This is a genomic window from Cupriavidus pauculus, assembly GCF_008693385.1.
Classification (GTDB): Bacteria; Pseudomonadota; Gammaproteobacteria; order Burkholderiales; family Burkholderiaceae; genus Cupriavidus; species Cupriavidus pauculus_D.
In genome coordinates, this window is the sequence record NZ_CP044067.1 from 3,019,995 (window position 1) to 3,035,871 (window position 15,877).

At 67.8% G+C, this 15,877-nt stretch carries 15 protein-coding genes; 5 read left to right on the forward strand and 10 right to left on the reverse strand.

Going from position 1 to position 15,877, the window contains the following annotated elements:
- The first annotated feature begins 36 nt into the window (after window positions 1–36).
- Both FOB72_RS31755 and FOB72_RS31760 read left to right on the forward strand, forming a co-directional pair.
- Window positions 37–321: a hypothetical protein gene (locus FOB72_RS31755; protein WP_150377176.1), complete on the forward strand. Its 285-nt coding sequence runs from the start codon at window positions 37–39 to the stop codon at window positions 319–321.
- 138 nt (window positions 322–459) lie between these two features.
- A complete protein-coding gene (locus FOB72_RS31760) occupies window positions 460–2,751 on the forward strand; it encodes an IPT/TIG domain-containing protein (RefSeq protein WP_191002325.1) in 2,292 nt (763 codons plus the stop codon).
- A gap of 41 nt (window positions 2,752–2,792) precedes the next feature.
- On the opposite strand, the gene FOB72_RS31765 is transcribed toward FOB72_RS31760, so the two are convergent.
- Window positions 2,793–3,065 carry a hypothetical protein gene (locus tag FOB72_RS31765; RefSeq protein WP_150377178.1) on the reverse strand — a complete coding sequence of 91 codons (273 nt, stop codon included), beginning with the start codon at window positions 3,063–3,065 and terminating at the stop codon, window positions 2,793–2,795.
- Window positions 3,066–3,296: 231 nt separating this feature from the next.
- Between FOB72_RS31765 and FOB72_RS31770 the strand changes: the two genes are divergently transcribed.
- Both FOB72_RS31770 and FOB72_RS31775 read left to right on the forward strand, forming a co-directional pair.
- Window positions 3,297–3,680: a hypothetical protein gene (locus tag FOB72_RS31770; protein WP_150377179.1), complete on the forward strand. Its 384-nt coding sequence runs from the start codon at window positions 3,297–3,299 to the stop codon at window positions 3,678–3,680.
- Between the two features lie 138 nt (window positions 3,681–3,818).
- Complete coding sequence (locus FOB72_RS31775) at window positions 3,819–5,405, forward strand: hypothetical protein (protein ID WP_150377180.1); 1,587 nt, start codon at window positions 3,819–3,821, stop codon at window positions 5,403–5,405.
- Here the strand turns inward: FOB72_RS31775 and FOB72_RS31780 are convergent.
- The 9 genes from FOB72_RS31780 to FOB72_RS31820 all read right to left on the reverse strand — a co-directional run bounded on the left by FOB72_RS31780 (window position 5,390) and on the right by FOB72_RS31820 (window position 14,604).
- A complete protein-coding gene (locus FOB72_RS31780) occupies window positions 5,390–6,265 on the reverse strand; it encodes a branched-chain amino acid ABC transporter permease (RefSeq protein ID WP_150377181.1) in 876 nt (291 codons plus the stop codon). The genes FOB72_RS31775 and FOB72_RS31780 overlap by 16 nt on opposite strands.
- Window positions 6,262–7,131: a branched-chain amino acid ABC transporter permease gene (locus tag FOB72_RS31785; protein ID WP_150377182.1), complete on the reverse strand. Its 870-nt coding sequence runs from the start codon at window positions 7,129–7,131 to the stop codon at window positions 6,262–6,264. The genes FOB72_RS31780 and FOB72_RS31785 overlap by 4 nt, the downstream gene beginning before the upstream one ends.
- Window positions 7,128–7,871, reverse strand: coding sequence for an ABC transporter ATP-binding protein (locus FOB72_RS31790; protein WP_150377183.1), 744 nt, complete (start codon window positions 7,869–7,871; stop codon window positions 7,128–7,130). Before FOB72_RS31790 ends, FOB72_RS31785 begins: the two co-directional genes overlap by 4 nt.
- Window positions 7,868–8,668 (reverse strand): ABC transporter ATP-binding protein, encoded by an 801-nt coding sequence (locus FOB72_RS31795; RefSeq protein ID WP_150377184.1) that lies wholly within the window; start codon window positions 8,666–8,668, stop codon window positions 7,868–7,870. The genes FOB72_RS31790 and FOB72_RS31795 overlap by 4 nt, the downstream gene beginning before the upstream one ends.
- Complete coding sequence (locus FOB72_RS31800; protein WP_150377185.1) at window positions 8,665–9,909, reverse strand: ABC transporter substrate-binding protein; 1,245 nt, start codon at window positions 9,907–9,909, stop codon at window positions 8,665–8,667. The genes FOB72_RS31795 and FOB72_RS31800 overlap by 4 nt, the downstream gene beginning before the upstream one ends.
- 26 nt (window positions 9,910–9,935) lie before the next feature.
- The gene (locus tag FOB72_RS31805) at window positions 9,936–10,481 is read right to left on the reverse strand and encodes a carboxymuconolactone decarboxylase family protein (RefSeq protein WP_150377186.1); all 546 of its coding nucleotides are present in this window, start codon (window positions 10,479–10,481) and stop codon (window positions 9,936–9,938) included.
- 15 nt (window positions 10,482–10,496) lie between these two features.
- Window positions 10,497–11,882 carry an LLM class flavin-dependent oxidoreductase gene (locus FOB72_RS31810; RefSeq protein ID WP_150377187.1) on the reverse strand — a complete coding sequence of 462 codons (1,386 nt, stop codon included), beginning with the start codon at window positions 11,880–11,882 and terminating at the stop codon, window positions 10,497–10,499.
- Between the two features lie 83 nt (window positions 11,883–11,965).
- A complete protein-coding gene (locus FOB72_RS31815; RefSeq protein WP_191002326.1) occupies window positions 11,966–13,762 on the reverse strand; it encodes an FAD-dependent oxidoreductase in 1,797 nt (598 codons plus the stop codon).
- Complete coding sequence (locus FOB72_RS31820) at window positions 13,759–14,604, reverse strand: sulfurtransferase (protein WP_191002327.1); 846 nt, start codon at window positions 14,602–14,604, stop codon at window positions 13,759–13,761. The genes FOB72_RS31815 and FOB72_RS31820 overlap by 4 nt, the downstream gene beginning before the upstream one ends.
- A 266-nt stretch (window positions 14,605–14,870) precedes the next feature.
- Between FOB72_RS31820 and FOB72_RS31825 the strand changes: the two genes are divergently transcribed.
- Window positions 14,871–15,875 carry a Bug family tripartite tricarboxylate transporter substrate binding protein gene (locus tag FOB72_RS31825; protein WP_191002328.1) on the forward strand — a complete coding sequence of 335 codons (1,005 nt, stop codon included), beginning with the start codon at window positions 14,871–14,873 and terminating at the stop codon, window positions 15,873–15,875.
- Window positions 15,876–15,877: the final 2 nt, after the last annotated feature.

The window sequence follows — 15,877 nt, forward strand, 5'->3', positions numbered from 1 at the left end:
CCTCGAACCACTTGTCCGAAACCAAGGAGTCCTGACATGTCCATCACCAAGACCACCCGCGCCACCCTCGCCACCGCCGCCGCGCTCGTCGCGCTGGCCTCGCTGTCCACCGTTGCCGCGCCGGCCCATGCCGCCGACAAGAAGGACGCGCCGGGCCGCTGCTATGGCGTCAATGCCTGCAAGGGCGAAAGCCTGTGCGCGACGGCGAGCAACGATTGCGCCGGCCTCAACGATTGCAAGGGAAAAGGCGTAGTCGTCAAGCCCGCCTCGACGTGCCTGAAGGAAGGCGGCACGCTGACGGAGCCGAAACAGAAGAAGTAAGGCGATTCGCAAGTTGTGTCAACGCCGGCACGCGGGCCGGCACCGAACTTCATCATGGGCGCTCATTCCTTATGAAGGGCGTTCATGAGAACTTCCAGAAGCATCGCGCGCGGACATCACTGTTCCGTCGCACTTGTCATGGTCCTGTTGCAGGGGTGCGGCGGGGACGACGGCCCATCCGCCAGCCATGCCGTCGCGCCGCCGTCGAGTCCGGCGCCGATTTCCGCAACCGCATTGACCGCGGTGCCCGAGGCCGTCGCCCTGAAGCTTGACACCATCGAGCCGACGGCGGGGCCGGAGGGCGCGTCCATCGCGCTGCGCGGCAACGGCTTTACGCGGGGGACCAGGGTCCGGTGGGGCGATACGTTGCTGCACACCGAGTTTCAGTCGGCCACCCAGATCGCCGTCACGCTGCCCGGCACGGCCACCGATGCCGACGTGACGCACGTCGTGGAAGCCGTTCGCGAGGATGGCGCCAGGGCGGTGTCCCCGGCTTCGCTGACGCTGGAGGCGCTGCCCGTGCGGGCGTCGCTCGAGAAGACCGACGCGCAGGCCGGCGAGATCGTACGGATTACCGGAAGCGGGCTGCACAGGGTCGTCCAGGTGGACATGAATGGCGACACGGCGAACGTCATCGACACCGCGAGCGATGGGTCATGGCTCGACGTCGAGGTGCCCGAAGGGGGGAGCGACGGCACCGTCGAACTGTGGGACGGGCAGAAGCGCAGCTATGCGGTCGGATACCTGAAGAAGACGGGCAGCGCGCCTCTGCCCGTGACGATCGAAGACGTGCAGATCGGCCAGACGCACCTTTACGCCGTTGGCCGCGGGCAGAAGCATCCGTACATGCGGTTCGTGGCCAACAAGCCGACCATGGTGAAGGTCCGGCTGAAGCCGGCCCCCGATGCGGGAAAGGCGTTGCCCACGGTGCGACTCATGGCTGCGAACAGCGCCCGCGGCGCGACCTGGTTCGACATGAAAGGCCCCGCCGAACTCGGCGCCGGCGCCGTGGCGCAGGACGATCTCGCCAACAGCTACACGCTGACGCTCGATCCCTCGTGGATGCAGCGCGGATTCCGGATTCGCGTCGAAGCGCACGACAAGCGCTCGCCGGCCAGCATCAGCCGCGTCTCCTACACGACCGGTGCCAGTGTTCCGCGGCGGACGTTCATGCGCGTGCATGTCGTGAACCTGGTGCCCGATGGCACCAAGCCTGCCGCCCCCAGCTTCGCGGTGCTGGAGCGCGCGCTGCGCGAGCAGTTCCCGCTGTCGGATGTCAGGCTCTTCAAGCATCCCAGGCAGGTCAGGCTCCGTGGCAAGCGGTTCCCGGGCAACGAGGAAGCGTGGCTGGATGCGCTGGAGCGAGAGCGTGTGGCGAGTCGCGGAGGATCCAGCGATTTCTTTGTCGGCTTCTCGCCGGTCATTGGAAGCGGGCTGGCCTATGCACCGGGCCGCGTATCGGTATTGCCCGCGACCTGGACCGGGGCAGACCCCGTCAGCAGCGTCATGTTGCATGAACTGGGCCACAACTTTGGGCGGGATCACACCTGGGAGGACCGCCGGTTTCCATACTGGCGCAATGGTGTCCGCGCGAAGAACGCGTTCCAGGAGGGCGCGCTTGCCGGCGGTCCATGGCGCTACTACGAGGGACGCATGTTCAGTCCCACGGCGTTCTCGGACATCATGTCGTACAACGAGCCGAGTTCCATTTCGGATTTCACCTACGCAAACATCCTCTCGCAGATGCCAAGCGATACCAGGCGGCGCGTGGGCACGGATCTGGCCGAAGCGGGAGCGGCGGGCGAGCCGTGCGACGGCTTGGGCTGTGGCGACGATGCGGCGATGTCTCTGCACGTGTCGGGTGTCCTGAAGGATGACGGCGCTACCGCGCAGCTGAATCCGGTGGTGGCGATTCCCGTGACGTCGGAGACGGTGGCATTGGAGGCGTCCGCGCCGCGCGGGCCCGCCGAACTCGAGGTACGCACCGCCGCCGGCACGTTCCGGTTCCCGCTGGAACTTGCCGTGATCGAACGCCGGGCATCCCCACCGGCAACGGTGTTCAGTGTCACCGTTCCCGCCATGCGCGGTATCGAATCGATCTACGTCGTTCGCGATGGGAAGCCCGTTGTCACGGCGCTGGCGACGCCGGACGCGGGCACCGACGCGTTCGCGCCGGACAAGGCGGCCGCCGGAGCCGTGCGTACGGGCTGGGGTAGCTATCGCATCGACGGACGCACGCTGAACCTGCGGTGGGATGCGCGGCGCTACCCCTGGCTCAGTGCGTGGGCGCGTGTCGAAGGCCGGACGGTACCGGTCGCGGTGGCGGAAAGCGGTGGGACGTTCGCGTCGGAGATCGATGCCAGCGCGACGGCGTTCATCGTCACGCTGAGCGATGGCCTCAACAGCGAGGTGCATCGCATCGCGCGATAGCATGCATCGGCTCCCTGCGCGCGGGGAGCCGTCGTTTCCCGTTACTGCTGCTGTTGCAGCCTCGCGAAGTTCTCCGCGCGAAGCTCCCGGTACAGCGCCTGACGGCGCTGGTATTCGGTGCCGAACACGAACGGCGAACCGTCGCCGCGGTTCAGGGCCGAGAGGCCGGACTTCACATAAGCGTCCAGATCGGCGTCGATATAGGCGCGCGAGGTGTTCTGCGCGGCATCGACGGGCGTGCTGGCTTGCGCCGTCACGGCAAACGCGGAGAAGAGCAGCGTGGCGGCGAGGGTGGAGAGGGCAAGGCGTTTCATGATCGGTTCCTTCAACAGGTTGTGTGCAGTAGGACGTCTGCGAGATGCCATCTATTCCATGCGTTGCGGCATCGCTTGCGTTGGGTTCCATTTGACTGCCAACCTGTATCGCCGGTATTTCTCGGAACGTATCGCCTTGTATGAAAATGTCGCCGGCGAGTGTGACGCTTACATTTCGATACATCGATGTCATATCATGTCGCCCGATCGCACTTCTCTACGGGAGACTTCATGAACGGCATCCGTGCATTCTTCATCGCCACCCTGGCCACCCCCATGCTCGTGGCCTGCGCAAGCAGCGGGCCTTCGGCCATCGAAGCGCGCGATCCCAGGGTGATCCAGTCCAAGGCGAGCGTGAGCGACCTCGTGCTGTGCCTCAAGGGCTGGCTGAAGGAAGACGCCACGGTGATCGCGTATCCGGAACCGGGCAAGGTCGATATCCGCATCGCGGACGGCGGCCAGGCCGAGTCGAAGTACTTCCATGTGGTGAGCCTGCGGCAGGCGCGCGACGGCACGACCGTCGAGGTGCGCAGTGCCGACGAATGGCATCCGATGATGAGCACGGGTCGCGTGGTCGGCCGCGTGGAGGATTGCAAGCCCGGCACCGCGCGCTGAGTTGCATCGTAAAAACGCCAATTTACTCAATTAACCGCCAAGACGCGGCCGCGTCCGCATCACCGGGCCCGGCAGACTGCTCAGGTTTCCGCGAAAGTTGCCGATAGATCACGAATGCTCCTTATTCGATGATCGGACATGGTCGCTATCGCTTCCTCCCTCAGCGCGAGCCTGAATCAGACTGGCGCGGCCTCCGCCGCGCCGGCTGGCAGCCGGCCCGCCCCCGCCAGCAACGCCGCCCCGACGAACCGGAGCGGATCCGTGACGCTGGGTCAGACCGGCGCATCGCCGGTCTACACGCTTGCGCAACTCTCTCCGAGCTACGCATGGCAGCGCGCCTCGAGCGACGCGATTTCGTCCCATCTGGCGGGCAATGTCCTGACGACTTCGCTCGGCAGCCGGTTCGCCGGGCTCGGCGCGGCCATGCTCGAGCGATTCCGCACGGACGCAAGCGACTATTCGCAGTCGGTCATTGCCGTCGGGCCGAATGCAGCGGCCGGGGAGGCCAGTGGGACGAGCGACATTGGCGATTCGCGTTTTCAGGCGCCCGCTACCAACGAGGTGGGGCTGACGCTAAACCTTCGCAGCGGGGCGACGGTGACCGTCACGCTCGGCAGCGACCGGGACCGGCTGGCCGTGCGCGTGGCGGTCACGGACGGTACGCTGACCGCCGCGGACCGCGAAGCGCTGGCCGGCTTGTCGAATGCGTTCCAGACCGCCCTCGACGCGCTCGGGGAAGTACCGCCACGCCTCGACCTCGGCAACCTGCTCGATACCGATCCCAAGGTGATCGCATCCGTGAACCTGCATGCGACGATCGACGCGGGTCAGAACAAGACGCAGTCGATCGACTTTGCCGCAGACGACCGGCAACGCACCGTCACGGTCCGGGGACCGGCCGGCGATATCGACGTCAAGGTCGATATGGCCAACGCCGCAACCCTCGGCAGCGCCGCGCAGCAGGCTTCCGCGATCCAGCACTACCTCAGGCAGTTCGATGCGGCGAAATCCCGCGGGCAGGCCGATCCGGCGCTGATGGCGATGTTCAAGGACGCCTTCGCGACCCTGCACGGCCATCGCGACGGCAGCGGCGCGTCCGGCGCGGGAGGCATCCGCGCGGCCGGCTCGAACATTCAGCTGAGCGTGGCCGATCGCGGCATGATGACGGGTCTCGGCGATTTCGACGCGTCGATCACGCAGGCGGCCGTGGCCAGCAACCCGATGCGTTCGGACGAGGTCGATTCGTTCGCGTATCAGGCGTCGCAGCACACGCAGATCATGGGTAGCTCCAGCGACGACCGCAACGTGCATCAGCGTCAGACGTCGAAGCTTGACGCGAGCTTCCACCGTTCGCTGTTCAACGACACGCCGCTGATGCTGTCGGAGAGCCGTTACTCGCAGAACTACATCTACGAGCAGATTCACGACACGGCCAGCAGCGACATGCGGCTTGCCTATGCCGATGGCGCGCTCGTCGAGGCGACGGTCACGCAGGCCGCCGACCAGTCGCGCCGCGTGCAGAAGTACGAGCTCGGGCATCTGGAGTCGGACGTCACGGACCCCTCGTCGAAGTCGCGCACGTTCGATGTCCTCGGGATGATCCAGGAGGCGGTGCGCAACGACACCATGCACCGCGTGGACGACGATCTGCAGCGCGACGACATCCTGTCGCGCATGCATGACAGCGTGCTGCTGCGCGCGAGCGCCGCTCAGCTCGCGAGCTGACGGCGGTACTCGGGCACCAGCCCCTGCGGCCGGTAGATCAGCGCGAGAATCAGGCCCACGCCGATCAGCATCAGGCGCAGGGCCGCGAGCTGCGCCGGCGCGAGCCAGCCGATATGGTCGTTGAGAAAGCGCGTGCCCTCGAGCAGCAGGATCACCGTGAACGCGCTCAGGATCACGCCGCGGTTGCTGCCGCGCCCGCCGATGATCACGCCCATGAACGCATAGGCGGTGATGATCGGCCCGAACTGCGTGGGGTCGATGTACTGGTAGTAGCCGGCATGCAGCGCGCCGGCGACGCCCGTGATGGCCGCGCCGATGCCGAACAGCTTCACACGCAGCCACAGCACGTCCTTGCCCGCCGTCGCGGCGACGAGCGGGTCGTCGCGTAGCGCCCGCGCGGCACGCCCGAGCGGGGACCGGGCGATCGTCTCCAGCAAGCCGAAGCTCAGCAGCAGCGCCGCGAGGCAGAGCGCGAGAAACGCGCCATCGCCCGCGACCGGCCGCGCGATATTGGCAATGCCGAGGCTGCCGCGCGTGAGCCACTCCTCGTGGATGGCGACCAGCCGCAGGCATTCCGCAAAGCCGAGCGTGACGATCGCCAGATAGTCGTCGGCCAGCCGCAGCGAGATCAGACTGGTGAGCGCGCCGGCGACGCCGGTCAGCGCGATGGCCGCGCCGAGCGCGAGCCACGGCGATGCGCCGCTGGCAGCGACCTGCGCATAGACATAGGCGGCCAGCATATAGAACCCGAACAGCCCGAAGTTGACCATGCCGGTCAGGCCCCATTGCAGGTTCAGCGCGAGCGCGGCGATGCCGGCGATGGACACCAGGACGAGGAGGGAAATCAGGTAGCTGGTCATTTGGCGAGGCGGGCGGTGCCGAAGATGCCCCAGGGGCGAATCAGCAGCAGAAGGGTCAGCACGGCGAAGGCGACGAGCGGACGGTAGTGCGGCGCGATGACGAGGGTCGAGAGCTCGGCGCTGACACCGAGCACGAGCGCGCCGGCCACCGCGGCCATGGGATGCGCAATGCCGCCGAGGATGGCCGCCGCGAAGACCTGGATCACATAATTCCAGCCCATCTGCGGGTCGAGCGTCGAATCGAGTCCGATCAGCATGCCGGCGGTCGTGGCGAGCCCGCCCGCGATAAACCAGGTGGCGCCGATCACGCGATTCGCGACGATGCCGCGCGCGGCCGCGAGCGGAGCATTGTCGGCCACCGCGCGCATGGCGCGGCCCAGCGCGGTAAAGCGGAACACGCCCCACACCAGCGCAAGGCTTGCCACGCCGATGGCGACGATCAGCAGTTGCTCGTGATTCACGCGCAGGCCGGCAAGCCGCAGCGGCCGCGCGGGATCCACCGCGTAGCCCACCGGCGCGTTGCCGGCGACAAAGCGCACGAGGTTCTCCAGCACGAATGCGACGCCCATGCTGGCGACGAGCAGCGTCACGGGCGAGCGCTCGCGCAACGGACGATAGACGAGCCGATCGACCAGCATGGCGAGGCCGCCGCCGAGCACGATGCCCGCGAGCGCCGCCGCCCACAGCGGCCAGCCGAGGCCCGCGTTGAAGGCGTAGATGGCATAGGCACCGGCGGTCAGCATCGCGCCGATCGCGAAATTGGCGAAGCGCAGCACGCTGAAGGTCAGGGCGAGCGCCAGCGCGGGCAGGGCGACGAGCAGGCCGGACACCACGCCGTTGAACAGGATTTGAAGCGTATCGATCATGTAGGCAGGGCGTGACCAAAGAACAATGCCGACAGATCGGCGTCATGCAGCAGATGCGCGGCGCTCGCGCGGAGGCGAATCTCCCCATTGACGAGCACGACGCCATGGTCGGCCACGCGCAGGCCGAGCCGCACGTTCTGCTCGATCATCAGCAGCGTGATGCCGGTGGCGCGGATATCGGCGATGCGATCGAACAGCAGCGATGCATTGCGTGGCGAGAGGCCGGCGGAGGGTTCGTCGAGGACGAGCAGCGACGGGTTCTGCATCAGCGCCGAGGCCATCGCGGCCATCTGCCGCTGGCCGCCACTGAGCAGGCCCGCGGGCGTGGCGAGGCGGTCCGCGATTTCCGGGAACAGTGCGAGTACCTCGTCGCGCCGTGCGCGTTCCAGTGCGCGCGCATGGCGGCCGGCACGACCATGCAGTGCTTCCCAGCCGAGCCGCAGGTTGTCGGCGACGCTGAGATTCGGGAACACATTCCGCTCCTGCGGCACATAGGCAAGGCCGAGCCGCGTGCGCGCGGGCGCGTCGAGCGTACCGATCTCGCGCTCGCCGAGCCCGATGCTCCCCGACATCAGCGGCACGAGGCCGACCACGCTCTTCAGCAGCGTCGATTTGCCCGACCCGTTGGGGCCGATCACGGTCAGCGCGCCGCCAGCGGGGATATCGAGCGACACGCCATGCACGATCGCCTTGCCGTGATAGCCGGCGGTGACGCCGTCGAGGATCAGGGGAGCGGTCATGCGGCGGCTCCGAACTCCGCGCCCAGATACGCGGCGCGGACGCGCGGGTCGTCGGTGACGGATGCAAAGGAGCCTTCGGCCAGCATCGCACCCTGTGCCAGGACCACGACGTGATCGCTCAGCGCCGCGATGAGGTCCATGTTGTGTTCGACCAGTGCAAAGGTCTTGCCTTCGTCGCGCAGATCGAGGATGAATTGGCCCAGCGATTCGACGAGCACGGGGTTCACGCCCGCGGCGGGTTCGTCGAGCAGCACGATATCGGGATCGGCCATCAGCGCGCGGCAGAGTTCCAGCAGTTTCTTCTGCCCGCCCGACAGCGCGCCCGCCGGCGCGTCGGCCAGCCGTTGCAGCCGGGCGCGTTCGAGCAGCGCCATCGCGCGATCGGTTGCCTCGCGCTCCGCCCGCCGCACGCGGCCACGCGCGAAGGCCAGCGGCCACAGGCGTTCGCCGGGATGATCGGGCGTGGCCAGCAGCAGGTTCTCGAGCACGGTCAGGCTGTCCAGCTCGCGCGCGAGCTGGAACGTGCGGGCGACGCCGCGACGCGCGCGGCGATGCACGGGCAGCGTGGTGATATCGTCGGCCCCCAGCAGCACGCGGCCGCTATCGGGCCGCTGCGTGCCCGCGAGCACGCTGAACAGCGTGGACTTGCCCGCGCCGTTGGGGCCGATGAGGCCAGTGATGCGGCCCGGCGCGAGTTGCAGCGAGACGCCGTCGAGCGCGACAAGGCCGCCGAACGATACGCGTACCGCGTCGGCGCGCAGCCCTCCGGCCGGCCAGGCGAGCGGGTCCGGCCTCACCGCAGTGTATCGACGAGCTGATTCGCGCCGTTGCGGATCACGAAATGCCCGTACTCGCGATTGAGCTGGTCGCCGGTCGGCGTGAAGCGGAACTGCGAACCGGCGCCGCTATAGGCAATCGCCTGCTTCGCCCGCAGGGCCTTGAGCCCATCGACGGGGTTCTCCACGGCCGTGCCCGGACCGTTGACCACGGTCGGAATCGCCTTGGCGAAGACCTTCGGATCGGCGCTGCCCGCGCGCTCGATCGCCAATGCCAGCACCGAAATCTCGTCCCAGACGTTCGACGGGAAAATGGCCAGCGTACCCGGCGCGATGCCCGCTTCCTTCGCAAACGTGCGATAGGCGGTGGACGTGGCGGGCGGGATCGACTGGATATGGTGAATCCCTTCGGCCACCTGCTTGCCGACGTTCTTGATAAACGCGCCTTCCGCATCGGCCGACGACGAGTTCGCATACAGGCGCGTGTCGCTGAACCCGCCGCGGTAGACCTCGCGCGCGATCGCGGACAGGTCGGGCAGATAGCTGGGCACGAACACGGCATCGGGCTTGCGGCCGAAGACCTTCTCGACTTCCGCGCGATACGACGGCTGGTTGGGGTTGTAGTAGACGGTGTCCAGCACCTCGCCGCCGCCTTTCCTGAACGCATTGACGAACGGATCGACCATGCTCAGCGTAAACGGCGTCTGCAACACGAGCAGCGACGCCTTGCGCGCGCCATCCTTGAGCGCCGCGTGCGCGAACACCGCGCCCCAGTCGCTGCCCCGCGCCTGGAAACGCCAGACGAGGCCCTTGTTGTCGCCCTGCGTGACTTCGTCGCCGGAACCCGTCACGAGCAACGGAATACCGCGCTCGACGGTCAGCGGCTTGACGGCCATCGCTACCGCGCTGCTCCATACGCCGACGATCGCGCTTACCTTCGACACGTCCAGCAGCTTGCGCGCGGCCGCCACGCCGGCGGTCGGATTGCTTTCGTCGTCCTCGACGAGGATTTCGATCTTGCGGCCACCGAGCACGCCGCCCGCCTGCGAATTGATGAACTCCGCCGCCTTGCGGGCGGCATTCACCATGCCGGCGCCATAGGCACCGCCGCCGCCGCTCAGCGGGGCCAGGATGCCGATGCGGATGGGGCCGCTGTCCTGTGCAAAGGCAAGGGACGAGAACTGGGACAGGGAGGCGGCGGCCGTGCCGGCGCCGAGCGCGCGCAGCAGGGCCCGGCGCTGGGCCGAGGGAAGACGGGACATGGACGGTCTTTGAATCGCTGAAGGGCTTAGAGAGGATGCACGGCAGTGGCGTCTTCGCCGATCTGCAATGCCTGATTGAATCGATTGAAGAACCCGCACAAGGCGATGCGCAACGTCAGCTCGACGATCTGGGCTTCCGAGAAATGGGTACGCAGGCGCTCGAACACGTTGTCGCGGATGCGCTGCGGCTGCTGCGTGACGGCGATCGCATACTCGACCACGAGCTTGTCCGCCTCGGACAGTTCGGGGTGGTCCGCATAGTCGAGCAGGCGTCGCGCGCCGTCTTCGCTCACGCCTTCCACGGCCAGCCGCGGCGCGTGGTTACGCACGCAATACTCGCAGTCGTTGAGCAGCGACACGACCACGATGGCGATCTCGATAAAGCGATGGGGCACCGCGTTGCGGGCCTTGAGCTCCAGTAGCATCTGCGGCAGATGATCGACGGCGGGCCCGACGTGCGCGAGCACCGAGAACTGATCGGCAAAATGATGGCCATTGCCTGTGAAGGCCTCGAACAGCGCGCGGCGGCTGCTGTCGAACGTATCGGGGGACAACTCGGTAACGCGGGGCATGGGAACTCCGGAGAATCAGGAAGCAGGGTGTCGGAACGTCGCGCCGATATGCGGCGCCTGAAGCGTGGCGGAAGAGGGCCGGTCATCGGTGCCGGTGAGCTTCTCGCGCAGCGTGCCCGGCGCATATTCGGTCTTGTAGACGCCGCGCCGCTGCAATTCGGGCACGAGGTACGTGACGATGTCCTCGAACGTGCGCGGCATCTCGACCGACGCGAGGTTGAAGCCGTCGATGCCCGTTTCGTCCATCCACGCCGCGAGCGTGTCGGCCACCTGCCGCGCGTCGCCGACGGCCACACCGCCGCGCCCGCCGATACCTACGAACTCGACGGCATCGCGCACGGTCCACGTGCGGCTCGGGTCCAGCTTGCTGAACGACGCGAGCGCGGACTGTCCGGCGTTGGTATCGACATACTCGAGCGTGTCGTCGGGTGCGTAGCGGCTCAGGTCGATGCCCGTCCAGCCCGACAGCAGCGCCAGCGCGCCGTCGTAGCTCACGCGCGCGCGATAGGCGTCGTGGCGGGCCTTGGCGAGGGCTTCGGTCTCATCGACGATGGCCGTGAACATCGCGAAGATGCGCACCGACGCGGGATCGCGGCCGGCCTCGCGCAGCGCGTCGCGCAGCCGCTGCACCGTGCGCCGCAGACCCGCCGGCGTGGGCGCGCCCACGAAGATGCATTCGGCATGGCGCGCGGCAAAGCGCGTGCCGCGGTCGGAGCCGCCCGCCTGAAACAGCAACGGCGTGCGTTGCGGCGACGGCTCGCACTGGAATACGCCGTCGGTACGGAAATGTTCGCCCGCGTGCCGCACGCGGCGAATGCGCGCGGGGTCCGCATAGACGCCGGTCTCGCGGTCGCGCACCACGGCGCCGTCTTCCCAGCCGCCTTCCCACAGCGCGTAGCAGACATCGAGGAATTCGTCGGCGCGGTCGTAGCGCGCATCGTGCGCGGCCAGCGCATCGAGGCCGAGGCTGCGCGCGCCACTGTCGAGGTACGACGTGACGATATTCCAGGCCACGCGGCCCTTGCTCAGATGGTCGAGCGTGTTCAGGCGCCGCGCGAGCAGATAGGGATGTTCGTAGGAAACGGACTGCGTGACGCCGAATCCCAGATGCGTGGTGGCGTGGGCCATGAGCGGGATAAGCGGCGCGGGGTCGTTCATCGGCACCTGCGCGGCGGTGCGCAGTGCCATCTCGGCCGAGCCGCCTGCTACGTCGTAGATACCCGTGATATCGCCGAGGAACAGGCTATCGAAGCGACCGCGCTCCAGCAGCCTTGCGAGCTCGACCCAGTGACCGGTGTCGAGATAGCCGGTTGACCGGTCGCTCTCCGCGGTCCACTGCCCGGGGGCGAGGTGGACCACGCAGTTCATCGTGAAGGCATTGAGGCGAATCTGGCGTGGCATACGGGAAAACACCGATAACGGCACGAAAGCGAGCCATTGTCGGGGGGCTCGCACCAAAGCGGAACGATGGTTTTCGCATGCCGTTATACGATCGGCGCTGCCACTGGGCGGCTTATGGCGCGGGGCTGGGCGGACATCGCCGCTCCGGCCGCCCCCGCCTTCGCGGCAGGGGCGAGGCCGAGCAGTCGTCGCAGCGTTTCCGCGAGCGCCGGTCCCGGCGCGGTCCGCGCGGTCAGGCGCCGCGCGACAAAGCCGTCGGGCCGCACGAGCAGCGCGTCGCCGTCATGGAGCGCATAGAGGCGGTCGAATTTTTCCGCGTCCGGGGTGTACGGACCGTCGGGTCCGAGGTCGACGACGTCCACGTCGATATCGAGGGTATCCAGCGCGCGTGCCGCGGCCGCACGCCAGGCCGGCGCGCCGCGCTGCACGAGCAGCGTGAAGCGGCCATGCCAGAGGTCCACAGTCGACAGGAGCGTGCCATCGTCGCGCCGCAGCCAGACGTGGGGGGCACGCGTGCCGGGTACCGTGCTCTCGACGTAGTGCTCGAGCGAGGCTGGCGGCGCGATGGCGCCGTCCCGCAGCACGGCAACACGTCCGTCGCTCTCGTCTCTCCTGTCGCTCTCGTCGCCGCCGTAGGTCGTGCCAAGCTGGAAGCCCGTATGCAGCACGCTGTTGGCACCATGCCGCACGAGCGCATCGCGCAGGAACGCGACCCCTTGCGGGCTCAGCGCGCCGGTACGCGCGGCATCCGGTTCTCCGAGCAGCGTGGCCTGGACGATCGCCTGAAAATTCAGCGAGTTGTACGTCGCCGCCTTCACGGCGAGTTGCGCGCGGGGCTTGCGTTCGGCCTCGTAGGTATCGAGCAGGGCTTCCGGCGCCGCGCCGCGCAGGACCAGCGCAAGCTTCCACGCGAGATTGTTGGCATCCTGTACGCCGATGTTCGCGCCATAGCCGCCCCATGGCGAATGCCAGTGCGCGGCATCGCCCGCGAACAGCACACGGTTCTCGCGCCAGCGGCGCAGCAGTCCCGTCGTGTAGTCGAAGCGGTAGGTTTCGACGATCTCGATATCGATATCGGGCATGCCGAGCGCGCCGCGAATGCGCCGGCGCACATCGTCGGCATCGGGCAGTGCCTCTTCGTCGTGGCGGAAGCTGTAGCGCCACAGGCCTGTTCGCGGATGCCTGCTGCCGAACCATCCCGCATAGCGGGGGTCCAGCACGAACGAATGAAAAAAGCCGTCTTGCCCGAGCGTGTCGTCCAGCGATGCCCGGAACTCGGTCAGGATCTGGTTACCGAACGTCGGTCCATGGTCCTCGCCACCGGCCACGCGGCTGCGCACGAAACTGCGTGCCCCGTCGCAGGCGACGACATAGCGCGCCCGGATGTCCTGTTCGTCGTCGCCATGACGCACGCGCACCTGTACCGCGTCGCCGTGCTGCGCGACATCGACGACCTCGGTACCGAAACGTAGCGAGACGTTAGGCCATGCCTCCGCTTGCCTGCGCAGCGCGGCCTCGTAGTCGGAGGCGGGAATCTTGCGCGGGAACACGGGCGAGAGATCCGCCCATTTGCGCGCGTAGTACGCATCGTCGCCGGCGGACTGGCGCACCTCGGCCACCGTGCCGAGCGCCACGCGCAGATAGAAGCCCTGTCCATTGGAGGCGCCGATCGGCCAGCCCGCATTGTCGAGCTGCTGCCAGACGCCCCATTGCCGGTAGAGTTCGGCCGTCGAGGCATGCACGAACTGCCCCTTCGGCAGGGTCGTGGTGCCCGCGCGCTTCTCGCACAGCACGGTACGCACGCCCGCGCGGCCGAGCAGATAGGCGAGGGACAGGCCGACCGGACCGCCACCGCAGATGACCACATCGACCTGCGTCATGCCGTGGCTCCCGTCTTGCCGATACCGGTTTCGGATTGCGCGAGGCGGGCAGGGTCTCTGGACCATTCCGACCAGGAGCCCACATAGAGCCGCGGCGACAGGCCGGCCTCGACCATGGTCATCCAGACCAGCGCGGACAGCACGCCGCCGCCGCAATAGACCGCGATGTCGCCGCCGGGCCGCAGGCCGGCCTCCGCATAGCGCGTGGCGAGGATCTCGCGCGAGCGCATCAGGCCCGATGGCGTCCAGTGTTCGGCGGCGGCAAGATGGATCGCGCCGGGAAGATGCCCGGCCTGATAGCTCGCGGCATCGCGCGCATCGACGATCGTGGCTGGAGGCGTGGACGCGAGCTCGGCCACGCCGACTTCGGGCAGTGCGCCCGCCGAGAGCCGCGGCAGACGGCCGGGTATCCGCCGCGAGGGCACGGCGTCGCCGCGCGCGACCGCGCCGCCCGCCGCCGTCCACGCCTTGAGGCCGCCATCGAGCACGAGCACGCGGCTCAGGCCCGCCCAGCGCAGCACCCACCATGCACGCGCGGCCAGCGCGAGGTTCGGCCCATACAGCACGATCTCGGTGTCTTCATCCACGCCCCAGGCCTCGAGCACGAGTGCAAGCGAAACGGGGTCGGGCAGCGGCAGGTTGCCGGTCGCGGCGGTCGGGGGGCCGGCAAAGACGTCGCGGATCTGCGCATGGACCGCGCCGTGGATATGGCCATCGCGGTAGCTTTCCAGTTCGGTGGCGGGGTCGCCGAGGCGGACATCGATAAACAGCCGGTTGTCGCGCGGCGCGGCGAGCAGGTCTTCGGCTCGCGCGAATGGGGCGCGGGCGTGCAAGGTAGTCATGAGCGGCGAAGGAATGGTCGTGGGTCGAAGGAACGATGCGGGGCCATTGTCGGCGCGGGCGCCACGCAAGGCGTTACCACCGGCTGAAATCGGCGGGCGCGCATGCGCGCCAGGCGCATATGCAATGCCGATCCGCCGCGAAATTGTTATAAGCAAGCGCGAAATCGGTCTAAGCGGCTTCATCCGGCGGTAAGTGCCACGACCTTATGATTCATAGAATGGCTCGCACCCGGTACCCCGTGTGCCAGTCATCCGCAGGAGTCATTGTGAATATCGCCCGCCGCCATGCGGCCCGCCTCTCGTATCTGCTCTCGTCGCTGATCTCGTCGCTGATCACGCTCGCGCTGTCGCTCGCGAGCGTGGCCGTCCACGCGCAGACCTATCCGGACAAGCCCATCCGCATCCTCATGCCCTGGGGCGACGGCTTTCCCGCAAACGCGCCGCATCTCTACTCGCAGGAACTTTCCAAACGGCTCGGCCAGCCCGTGGTGCTCGAGGTCAAGTCCGGTGCCGGCGGCGAGATCGCGGCGCGGCAGGTGCGTGGGGCGCCGAAGGATGGCTACACGTTGCTGGCCACGGGCACATCGATCACGACATCGTGGGCCTCGCGCGCCGGCAATGTGGATCCGGAAGGCGAATTGCAGCCGGTCGGGCAGATTGCGGCCACGCCATACGTGATCGTCGCGCAGGCCGGACGCTTCGGCACGTTCGCGAAGTTCCTCGGCACCGCGCGCGAGCGGCCGGGCAAGCTCAATTACGCGTCGCCGGGCATCGGTACCGGCATGCATTTCCTTGGCGAACTGATCAAGCAGAACGGGAACGTCGATGTCGTGCACGTGCCGTATGCCACCGGGGCGCGGCAGCTGCAGGCCGTGCTCGCGGGCGATGTCGATATCGCGATCATTTCGCTGGTGACGGCGTTGCCGCAGATCCGTTCGGGCAAGCTCGAAGCGCTGGCCGTCAGCACCACGGCGCGCAGCAAGGCCGTGCCCGAAGTGCCGACGCTCGGTGAAGCGGGCGTGCCCGGGCTGCCGAACATCGCTTCGTGGATCGCGTTGTTCGCGCCGAAGGGCGTGCCGGCCGATGTGCTGGCCAGACTCTCCGCGCAGATTCAGGCGGTATCGGCGGAGCCTGCCGTGCGCGATACCGTCGCACAGTGGGGCGCGGAAGTGCCCGACACCAGCAGCGCGCAACTGGCGCGCACCGTGCAGATCGAGAAAAAGACGTGGTCGCGGCTGACCGCCGACGGGCGGCTCGTGGCGGCCGATTAGGG

What these genes read in the sequence shown, in the direction of transcription:
- FOB72_RS31755 (WP_150377176.1), top strand. Translation starts at nt 37, where the DNA reads ATGTCCATCACCAAGACCACCCGCGCCACCCTCGCCACCGCCGCCGCG.
- FOB72_RS31760 (WP_191002325.1), top strand. Translation starts at nt 460, where the DNA reads ATGGTCCTGTTGCAGGGGTGCGGCGGGGACGACGGCCCATCCGCCAGC.
- FOB72_RS31765 (WP_150377178.1), bottom strand. Translation starts at nt 3,065, where the DNA reads ATGAAACGCCTTGCCCTCTCCACCCTCGCCGCCACGCTGCTCTTCTCC.
- FOB72_RS31770 (WP_150377179.1), top strand. Translation starts at nt 3,297, where the DNA reads ATGAACGGCATCCGTGCATTCTTCATCGCCACCCTGGCCACCCCCATG.
- FOB72_RS31775 (WP_150377180.1), top strand. Translation starts at nt 3,819, where the DNA reads ATGGTCGCTATCGCTTCCTCCCTCAGCGCGAGCCTGAATCAGACTGGC.
- FOB72_RS31780 (WP_150377181.1), bottom strand. Translation starts at nt 6,265, where the DNA reads ATGACCAGCTACCTGATTTCCCTCCTCGTCCTGGTGTCCATCGCCGGC.
- FOB72_RS31785 (WP_150377182.1), bottom strand. Translation starts at nt 7,131, where the DNA reads ATGATCGATACGCTTCAAATCCTGTTCAACGGCGTGGTGTCCGGCCTG.
- FOB72_RS31790 (WP_150377183.1), bottom strand. Translation starts at nt 7,871, where the DNA reads ATGACCGCTCCCCTGATCCTCGACGGCGTCACCGCCGGCTATCACGGC.
- FOB72_RS31800 (WP_150377185.1), bottom strand. Translation starts at nt 9,909, where the DNA reads ATGTCCCGTCTTCCCTCGGCCCAGCGCCGGGCCCTGCTGCGCGCGCTC.
- FOB72_RS31805 (WP_150377186.1), bottom strand. Translation starts at nt 10,481, where the DNA reads ATGCCCCGCGTTACCGAGTTGTCCCCCGATACGTTCGACAGCAGCCGC.
- FOB72_RS31810 (WP_150377187.1), bottom strand. Translation starts at nt 11,882, where the DNA reads ATGCCACGCCAGATTCGCCTCAATGCCTTCACGATGAACTGCGTGGTC.
- FOB72_RS31815 (WP_191002326.1), bottom strand. Translation starts at nt 13,762, where the DNA reads ATGACGCAGGTCGATGTGGTCATCTGCGGTGGCGGTCCGGTCGGCCTG.
- FOB72_RS31820 (WP_191002327.1), bottom strand. Translation starts at nt 14,604, where the DNA reads ATGACTACCTTGCACGCCCGCGCCCCATTCGCGCGAGCCGAAGACCTG.